Here is a 9,261-nt window from a genome sequence, read left to right as displayed (position 1 = left end):
ATGACCCTCGAAATCGCCGCACCGCCGGTGGTGGACATCGCAGACGACAGCACACCCGATGCGCGGGTCCGGATCGCGAAACGGATACTGCTGCGGTTGATCTCGGGTGTCGGCGTGCTGTGGGGCGCGGCCACCCTGTCCTTCGTCGGCGTGCGGCTGGCGCCGGGTGACACGGTCGACGTGTTGCTCGGCGAACAGCCGCGCACGCCGGAGATCGAGGCGGCCATCCGCGCCGAATGGGGGCTCGACAGTCCCGCGATCGTGCAGTACGCCAGGTATCTGTGGAACGTCGCGCACGGAGACTTCGGGCGTTCCTACGTTCTGCAACGGCCGGTGTCGGAGGTGATCGGCTCGCAGGCTGGGCCGACGCTGGCGCTCACCGGGGCCGCGCTGCTGGTGGCGGTGGTGTTCGCGGTGGTCGTGGCGACCACCACCGCGCGGCGGCGGCGAGCCCGCGCCGTCGCGAATGCGGTTGAGCTGGCGTTGATCTCGACGCCCGCGTTCTGGCTCGGCATCGTGCTGCTGTCGGTGTTCAGCTTCCAGTTGAAGATCTTTCCGGTGGCCGCGAACAAGGGCCTGTCCGCCCTGGTGCTGCCCGCGTTCGCGCTCGGCCTTTCGCTCGGCGCGGTCATCTCCCAGGTGCTGCGCGACGGGCTGGAGCGGGCGCTCGACGAGCCGTTCGCGGTGACCGTGCGCTCCTGGTCGGTGAGCGAGACCGAGCTGCGCCTGCGGCACGGGCTGCGCCACGCCGCACTGCCCGCGGTGACCCTGACCGGCTGGCTGGTCGGCGGGTTGCTGGGCGGGGCGGTGATCATCGAGGAGGTCTTCGGCCGGCCGGGTCTCGGCCGGGTGACCGTGGATGCCGTTCTGGCACAGGATCTTCCGGTGGTGCTCGCGGTCGCCATCCTGTCCGCGTTGGTCTACGTGGTGATCAGCACGCTGGTCGATCTGCTGTACCTGTGGCTCGACCCGCGGCTGCGCCGGGACGCCAGAGGGGGAGGGGCACGATGACGACTGTCGGTATTCCGCGCGCGGCTGTCGATAGAATCGCCACGCGGGCAAGGAATTTCAGTGTCCCGCCCGGTGTTGTCGTAGCGGCGCTGATGGTGCTCCTCGTCACCATCGCGGTGATCGCGCCCGCCGTGCTGGCCGGTGACGATCCGCTGGCCGCCGATCCGCTTGCCGCCCAACTCTCGCCGAGCGCGCAACACTGGTTCGGCACCGATCATCTCGGTCGCGACGTCTTCACCCGGGTGGTGCACGGCGCACGCTACTCGCTGCTCATCGGGGTCACCGCCGTCGCGATCGCCGTGGTGGTCGGCACGGCGCTCGGCCTGCTGTCCGGGTTGGCCCGCGGGCTGCTCGACGAGCTGATCACGCGCTTCCTCGACGTGGTCTCCGCCTTCCCCGATCTGCTGCTCGCGCTGGTGCTGATCTCGTTCACCGGGCCCGGAACCACGAACCTGATCTTCGCGCTCGGCATCGCCTCCATTCCCCGGTTCGCCCGGGTGGTGCGCGCCCAGACCCTCGTCGTCCAGGAATCCGGGTACGTCGAACAGGCCCGCACCTTCGGACTCACCCGAGCCACGCTGGTGCGTCGGCACGTCCTGCCGCACGCGGTTGCCCAGGTGCCGATCCTGGCCACCATCGGCCTGGGCACCGCCATCCTCGGCGCGGCCGGCCTGAGCTTCCTGGGGATGGGACCGCAACCGCCAGAACCGGAATGGGGCGCGATGCTCGCCGAGGGACGCAATTATCTGCGCAACGCCTGGTGGATCGCGGTGCTGCCCGGTGTGGCGGTCACCGCCACCGTCATCGCGGTGAGTTCGCTCGGCCGGCACTGGCAGAAGCACTACGACGGGAGGCCATCATGAGCCTGGTCTCGATCACGAATCTGCGCATCGGGTTTCCGGCGAAAGCGGGCAGCCGCGACGTGGTGCACGGCATCGATCTGCGGATCGAGCCGGGCGAAGTCGTCGCGCTCGTCGGCGAATCGGGTTCCGGGAAGTCGGTGACCGCACGCGCCCTGCTCGGTCTGTCCGGATCCGGCGCCGTCGTCCGCGCGGACAGTCTCGAGCTATTCGGGCAGAACGCGCGGGCGTATCGCGAGCGGCAGTGGCGGCGGATCCGCGGCTCCGATATCGGTTACGTCCTCCAGGACGCGCTCGTGTCCCTCGACCCGCTGTGCACGATCGGCGCGACCCTCGCGGAAGCCCAACGCGCGCTGACCGATCTGCGCGGGGCGGCGCTCACCGCGCGCAGCGTGCGGCTGCTCACCGATGTGGGCGTCCCCGAACCCGAACGGCGACTGCGCCAGTACCCGCATGAACTCTCCGGCGGCTTGCGCCAGCGGGTGCTGATCGCCACCGCCATCGCCGGTGATCCACGCTTGATCATCGCCGACGAGCCGACCACCGCCCTCGATGTCACTGTGCAGCAACAGATTCTGGAGCTGCTCCGGCAGCGCAAGGCCGCGGGCAACGCGCTGCTGCTGATCAGTCACGATCTCGCGGTGGTCGCGGAACTGGCCGATCGCGTGCTGGTCATGAAGAACGGAGCGGTCGTAGAGCAGGGGAGTACCCACGACGTCCTGACCCGGCCGACGCACATCTACACGAAACGCTTGCTCGCCGCCGTCCCCTCGGCCGACTCCCGCGGCACGACGCTGTCCATCCCCGATGATCCGTCCGCCGACATCGACCTCCACGATCGCAAGCCGCTGCCCCCGCGCACGGTGGACGAAACCCGAATCGTGTTGTCCGTCCAGGATCTTCGCAAGACCTACGGCACCGGACCTGCCGCCCGCACCGTGGTCGACGAGGTCAACTTCGACCTGTTCGCCGGCGAAACCCTCGGCATCGTCGGCGAATCCGGCTCCGGCAAGACGACCACCGCACGCCTCGCGTTGCGCCTCGTCGCGCCGACCGCGGGCCGCGTCGTCGTCGACGGCGAACCGTGGAGCGAATACTCCGACAAAGAACTGCGCCGCCACCGCGGCACCGCCCAATTGATCGCCCAAGACCCGCTGAGCTCCTTCGACCCCCGCTACACCGTCGAACGCATCATCGGCGAAAGCCTGGACACGGTCGGCATCCGCGGCCGCGACCGAGCCGACCGCGTCCGCGAAGTACTCGACGCGGTCCAACTCGACCGCAATTTCCTCGACCGCCACCCCCGCACCCTCTCCGGCGGCCAACGCCAACGCGTAGCCATCGCCCGCGCCATCGCCCCGCGCCCCGCCCTGATCGTCGCCGACGAACCGGTCTCCGCCCTCGATGTCTCCGTCCAAGCCCAAATCCTCGACCTACTCGCCACCCTCCAAGCCCAATCCGGCACCGCCCTCCTCCTCATCTCCCACGACCTAGGCGTAGTCCACCACGCCGCCGACCGCGTAGTAGTCATGAAAGACGGCCGAATAGTCGAATCAGGCGACGTAGAAACAATTTTCACCACCCCCCGACACGACTACACCCGCCGCCTCATAGCCTCGGTCCCCCAACTCCCCGGCCCGCAGCGAGCCCGGTCATGAATTCGGATTCGGTTGTCGTACGCATCTGCTTTCGCGCTTTCCCTGCACGCCGTGGAAGTTGACAAAACCGAACGGCACCAGAGAGGGTGGTCGCGTCCGCCTCGACGGCGACTGACATGACACGGGGGTTGATGTTGATTCGGGGTATTTCGACGCTGCCTGCATCGCGGGTAACCGGTCGCTTCTGTTCGGCTTCGAGGAGCGCAGCCGTCGCCGTCGGCACATCCGTGGTGTTCGCGCTATCCGCCTGTGGTTCAGGCGAATTCGTGACACCGACTGCCGCGCCGAGCTCCTCGGCGAGTACGACAACCAGCGCCGCAGCATGCGGGAACGGGCCGGTTTCGCCGTCTCAGAATGCGGACGAGAAATTCTTGACGGCGGAAATCGCGAAGCTGCGGTTTCCGGCAGGGACCTGCTTCTTCATGGTGGACACGGTCGACATGCGGGACAAGCCGGGCCTGGTCTCGGTGACCGTCGATCTCGACGCGTCAGGGTCGACGAGTCCGGATGATCTGCGCCCGGCCGCCACCGATATCGCGCGTCTGCTCAAACACACCGAGATCGGATCGCGGACGGCCGTGCTGGACATCACCAACCAGGGTGCGCCGAAGCCGAAGTACCGGACGCTGCTGACCGACGAAAGCTTCCAAGACCACCCGTGGGACGGCACCTCGCCCAAGGACACCGAGCAGGCGATCTGGAAGATCGTGAACCCGAATTGACGCCGCTTGCCCGTAGATCTCAATGAGCAACAACATATTGGACGCCAACTAGCCCGATCGTCGCCTACACCTGGTATCTGCCCTAGGCGTCTCGAGCCACGGTCAGGCCGGTGCGTCGACAGGTACGAGCAGGCTGAAGATTCGGATCGCGACGTAGCCGTCGCGCAGTGGTGCCTGGCTGTCGGCGACTACCGCATTGCCGCCAGGCCATTGCTCGTAGTCCAGCAGTATCTCGTTGGTGGCCAGCTCGCCGTCTCGATAGGCGATGAACAGTCGTAGCCCGTGCACCTTTCGGGTCAGCGGCACTCCGCGGAGGGCGTTCAACAGCTTTTCGAACAGCGGCGTGACCGGCGGTACGGGGCGGTCGGTGAACATATTGATCTGGGGTCCGAGTACCACATCGAACACGCCGTCCGGGTGCTCGTAACGCTCCCGCTGGACATGATCGTCGGCACTGCCGGGGCGGAGCAGGCCGGCCACGATCGGGTGCAGCGCACCGAGCATGAACGTGTTGACCGCCTGGCCGATCGCCACGCCCCAGGTGGTCCCGAGCCCAGTGGCGCTCTCGACGAGCGCCGACCCGGCTGCCGCAGGGTGCGCCACCGCGAACTCGACCTGCGCTATCACCACACCCACCGGTGATGGGTGAACCAAGAGCCGCGCATCGAACCTGACCGCACCATCGAACGCAACGCCGTGCTCCCGCAGGCAGTGCTCGAACAGGACTCGCGGCGAGGGCACGCCGCCGTCCCCCGGTTCAATCGGCTCCCAGTCGTTGACCAGTTGGGTCTCGCCCAGGATCAGGTCCGGCAGTTTCCCACCGGCGCGCAGGGCGTCGTTGATCACTTTGAACTCGCTGCTGCGCGGTGCGATCCGGTCGAACTCGTGGCGGTCGCCTTGTTGCGCGCGGCGCACCGCGGCCACGAACACCGGTTCCTCCGAGAGGTTCACCCGGCCGCCGGGAGCCGCCAGCACGTCCGAGTATGCGATGTCCGACACCCACCGCCGTCCATAGGCCATCGGCAGCAAGATCAGCAGCCGTTCGGCCAGCCAGGGCGCGACACCGGTCTCGATCAGCCGATCCCATACCTCATCGTCACTCGGCGGCTCGTCCCCGGCACAGAACGCCGCGATTCCCACCTCGACCGCCGCATCGAACACCAATGCCTCACTCATCACGAAATACGCTGCGTCACATCTGTTGACGGTCGTCTGCACCGCTTATGTCGGTGATCTTCCATCCAGCGTGCTCATCCACCGTGATGAAATAAGTGATCGCCGAACGCATTCCTGCCGGTTCCATAGTGGTGATGGTCTTGACGTCGAGAAGCACCTCGACTTGATAGATGCCGTCGTGCCCGGCTCGGATCCCGGCATCGATCAACGTTGCCGTCGACACCCACTTGGCCGGGATGAAGACCTTCTTCAGCTCCGGCGCCTGAGCGTCGAAGCGGCGCGCCAGCTCTGGCGAGGCGTCGGCCTTGATCCTGTTCAGCCATCCATCGAAGTCGCGATAGTCGAGCGTCGCATTCACGATGGCGTAGTCGCCGGCGACCTGCTTCGCCCGCACGGTGTCCGCTGCCGCGGTCCCCGAAAAGCCAGGCAGCGCAGAGAACATCAGCGCCACCACAGCGATCGCCACAGCCTGAATCAACCTCATAGCCCGCACCGGTACCCCCATTCGCCGCCATCCCACAATGACGACCCCCACAGCTTGGCGCGAAAAGGCTTCTGGCGCAAACTAGGACGACTACAGCACGCGCAGCACTCCTTGCATTCACGGGTGGACCGAGTCGGATAAGTAGTGGTCGCCTTCGGTGTCCGCGGTGATGCGAATGCTCCCGCTTCGCGGGGTCGGCCGCAGGTCTTATCGACTGCCGACGAGTAGACCTGATCCGAAGCCGCCGACCCGGTGGGTCAGCGTCGCACCAGACGGCGTGGATTCCATAAGCGTCGCTCCAGCAGAAGTGGACGCGATCGCCGCGCTGAGCGCGAGCTGACAGCACACTGCCCACCGGCGGCTTAAACGTCCCACCACTCATGAATTAGGGTAGGCAAACCGTATAGTCTGCAATCGAAGGTAACCGACACACATGGATCGCGCCCGCACCAGGACGCTCCCGCTCGCACTGGGGCTGGCGCTGCTACTAGCGCTACTCGCGTTCACCGTGCTGCTGAGCATCGCCATCGGCTCACGCGCGTTGACGTTCACCACCGTGCTCGACGCGTTGCTCCACTACAACCCCGCCGACGTCGACCACGCCGTGGTGCGCGATCTGCGGTTGCCGCGCACCGTGATCGGAATCCTGGTCGGCACCGCGCTGGGCCTGGCTGGATCGATCATCCAAGGAGCGACGCGAAACCCGCTCGCCGATCCCGGGCTACTCGGGGTCAACGCGGGTGCGGCGCTGTTCGTCGTGCTCGGGATCAGCGTGCTCGGCCTGAGCTCGGTAACCGGCTACGTCTGGTTCGGCTTCGCCGGCGCCGCGGTCGCGGGCGGCGTTGTGTACCTGGTCAGCTCGCTCGGCCGCGACGGCGCCACCCCGATGAAGCTCGCGCTCGCCGGCGCCGCGGTGACCGCCGCGTTGCAGTCGGTGACCAGCGGACTGTTGCTCACCGACACCACCACTTTCGATCAATATCGGTTCTGGCAGGTGGGCTCGCTCGCCGAGCGCGACCTGCCGACCGTCGGGCAGGCGCTGCCGTTCCTCGCGGTCGGCGTCCTGCTCGCGATGCTGTCGGCGCGCATGTTGAACGCGCTGGCGCTCGGCCCGGACGTGGCCCGCGCGCTGGGCCAGAACGTGCCGCTCGCCCGCGGTGTCGCCGCGCTCGCGGTGGTCATCCTGTGCGGCGCGGCCACGGCCATCGCCGGACCCATCGCCTTCGTCGGCCTGATGATCCCGCACGCGGCCCGGCTGATCACCGGCCCCGATCACCGCTGGCTGCTGCCGTACGCCGCGGTGCTGGCCTCGATCCTGTTGCTGGTCGCGGACGTGGTCGGCCGCGTCATCGCCCGGCCCGCCGAGGTGCAGGTCGGCGTCGTGACCGCCGTCATCGGCGGGCCGCTGCTCGTCGTGCTCGTGCGCCGCCGCAAGCTGGTGGCGGCGTGAATACCGTCGACGCGGCCGCGCTGGCCGCCATCGCCCGCGCCCGGCGCAGTGGCGCGACGCGCGCCCGGATGGTGACGCTCGCGTTGTTCCTGACGCTGCTGCTGGTCTTCGCGCTGACGCTCACCGTCGGCTCATATTCGGTTCCGCTGCAAGACATTCCGGGCATCCTGTTCGGCGACGGCACCGGGCAGGGCGCGTTCGTGATCAGGCAGCTGCGGTTGCCGCGCGCGGTCGCGGCCACGCTGGTCGGCATCGCGTTCGGCATCGGCGGCACGGTGTTTCAGCGATTGCTCCGAAACCCGTTGGCCAGTCCGGATGTGATCGGGGTTTCCCAGGGCGCGAGCGCGGCCGCGGTCGCCGCACTGGTCGTCTTCGGGCTGTCCGGCACGGCGTTGTCGCTGGCCGCGTTCGCCGGCGCGGTCGGCACGGGTGCGGTGATCTACGGCCTCGCGCACCGCGGCGGGGTGAACGGTTTTCGGCTCGTGCTGGTCGGCGTCGGCGTCGGCGCGGTACTGACCAGCGTCGTCTCCTACCTCATGACCTGGGCCGACGTCGCCCTCGCCCAGCAGGCGCTGGTCTGGATGATCGGCAACCTCAACGGCCGGAGCTGGCACCACGTGATCCCGCTGGCGATCGCGCTCGCGGTGCTGGTGCCCGCCGTCGCGCTGCTCGCCCCCGCGCTCAACGGACTGCAGCTCGGTGACGACGTCGCGGCCGGCCTCGGCCTGCGGGTGGAGTACTCGCGGCTGCTGTTGCTGCTGATCGCCACCGCCAGTGTGGCTTTCGCGACCGCGGTGGCCGGTCCCATCGCGTTCGTCGCGTTCGTCGCGAACCCGATCGCCACCCGGCTGACCGGCGGCGGCCGCACCGCCCTGGTGCCCGCCGCGCTCACCGGAGCGCTGGTCACGCTGACCGCCGACTTCGTCGCACAGCATCTGCTCGGCACCACACTGCCGGTCGGCGTGGTGACCGGCGCGGTCGGCGCGCCGTATCTGCTGTGGCTGCTCGCCGCCGCCAACCGTGCCGGGCGAGTCTGAAAGGGGCCGTGCGTGTCTGAAAGGAAAAGCGTGACACCAACTCTGCGCACCGAGAACCTGCGGCTCGGCTATGGACCGGTGACGATCGTGAACGACCTCACCGTGCGCATCCCCGAGGGCAAGGTGACGATGATCGTCGGCACCAACGCGTGCGGGAAATCGACCCTGCTGCGCGGATTGGCCCGGTTGCTCGCACCCACCCAGGGCTCGGTCTATCTGGGCGACGAGCAGATCTCCGCGTTGCGCAGCAAGGACGTCGCGCGGGTGCTCGGCCTGCTGCCGCAGTCCCCGGTCGCGCCCGAGGGCATCACGGTCGCGGACCTGGTCGGACGCGGTCGCTATCCGCATCAGGGCATGTTCCGCCGATGGACCCCCGAGGACGACGCCGCCGTGGCGCGCGCACTGCAAGTCACCGACACCGTCGAACTCGCGTCGCGCTCGGTCGACGAACTCTCCGGCGGCCAGCGCCAGCGGGTGTGGATCGCCATGGCGCTGGCCCAGCGCACCCCGATCATGCTGCTCGACGAGCCGACCACCTTCCTCGACATCGCCCATCAGGTAGAGGTGCTCGACCTGCTCGCCGACCTCAACAAGGTCGACGGCACCACGGTGGTGATCGTGATGCACGACCTCAACCTGGCCGCCCGCTACGGCGATCACCTCATCGCCATGAAGAGCGGCGACATCGCCCGCGAGGGCGCACCCGCGGACATCCTCACCGCGGAATTGGTCGAGGACGTCTTCGGCCTGCCCTCTCAGATCATCCCGGACCCCGTGTCCGGCACCCCGATGGTCGTTCCGATCGGACGACATCGCACCGGCCGGGCCGCCGAGCCCGCCACCCGGTCCTAGGAAAGGAATCA

General features: G+C 68.1%; 9 protein-coding genes. 7 read left to right on the top strand and 2 right to left on the bottom strand.

The window, feature by feature from the left end; genetic code table 11:
* The 4 genes from F3087_RS37385 to F3087_RS37370 all read left to right on the top strand — a co-directional run bounded on the left by F3087_RS37385 (position 1) and on the right by F3087_RS37370 (position 4,251).
* Positions 1-1,011, top strand: coding sequence for an ABC transporter permease (locus F3087_RS37385; protein ID WP_150406870.1), 1,011 nt, complete (start codon positions 1-3; stop codon positions 1,009-1,011).
* Positions 1,008-1,874, top strand: coding sequence for an ABC transporter permease (locus F3087_RS37380; RefSeq protein ID WP_150406869.1), 867 nt, complete (start codon positions 1,008-1,010; stop codon positions 1,872-1,874). The genes F3087_RS37385 and F3087_RS37380 overlap by 4 nt, the downstream gene beginning before the upstream one ends.
* Positions 1,871-3,529, top strand: coding sequence for a dipeptide ABC transporter ATP-binding protein (locus F3087_RS37375; protein ID WP_150406868.1), 1,659 nt, complete (start codon positions 1,871-1,873; stop codon positions 3,527-3,529). Before F3087_RS37380 ends, F3087_RS37375 begins: the two co-directional genes overlap by 4 nt.
* A gap of 371 nt (positions 3,530-3,900) precedes the next feature.
* Positions 3,901-4,251 carry a hypothetical protein gene (locus F3087_RS37370; protein ID WP_150406867.1) on the top strand — a complete coding sequence of 117 codons (351 nt, stop codon included), beginning with the start codon at positions 3,901-3,903 and terminating at the stop codon, positions 4,249-4,251.
* 102 nt (positions 4,252-4,353) lie between these two features.
* Here F3087_RS37370 and F3087_RS37365 read toward each other — a convergent pair whose 3' ends face one another.
* On the bottom strand, positions 4,354-5,427 hold the full coding sequence (locus F3087_RS37365; RefSeq protein ID WP_150406866.1) for a DUF6348 family protein: 1,074 nt from the start codon (positions 5,425-5,427) through the stop codon (positions 4,354-4,356).
* Positions 5,428-5,443: 16 nt separating this feature from the next.
* Positions 5,444-5,893, bottom strand: coding sequence for a hypothetical protein (locus F3087_RS37360; protein WP_150406865.1), 450 nt, complete (start codon positions 5,891-5,893; stop codon positions 5,444-5,446).
* 451 nt (positions 5,894-6,344) lie between these two features.
* Between F3087_RS37360 and F3087_RS37355 the strand changes: the two genes are divergently transcribed.
* From F3087_RS37355 to F3087_RS37345, 3 genes are read left to right on the top strand one after another with little or no spacing between them, the layout of a single operon-like run.
* Complete coding sequence (locus tag F3087_RS37355) at positions 6,345-7,361, top strand: FecCD family ABC transporter permease (RefSeq protein WP_150406864.1); 1,017 nt, start codon at positions 6,345-6,347, stop codon at positions 7,359-7,361.
* On the top strand, positions 7,358-8,398 hold the full coding sequence (locus F3087_RS37350; protein ID WP_223885644.1) for a FecCD family ABC transporter permease: 1,041 nt from the start codon (positions 7,358-7,360) through the stop codon (positions 8,396-8,398). The genes F3087_RS37355 and F3087_RS37350 overlap by 4 nt, the downstream gene beginning before the upstream one ends.
* Before the next feature lie 30 nt (positions 8,399-8,428).
* Entirely contained in the window at positions 8,429-9,250 is an 822-nt protein-coding gene (locus F3087_RS37345) for an ABC transporter ATP-binding protein (RefSeq protein WP_223885643.1), read from the top strand.
* Positions 9,251-9,261 lie beyond the last annotated feature (11 nt).

This window comes from Nocardia colli (genome assembly GCF_008704205.1).
Taxonomy (GTDB): Bacteria; Actinomycetota; Actinomycetes; order Mycobacteriales; family Mycobacteriaceae; genus Nocardia; species Nocardia colli.
The sequence above is the reverse complement of the archived record's forward strand: the minus strand, read 5'-3'. Positions and strand labels throughout refer to the sequence as shown.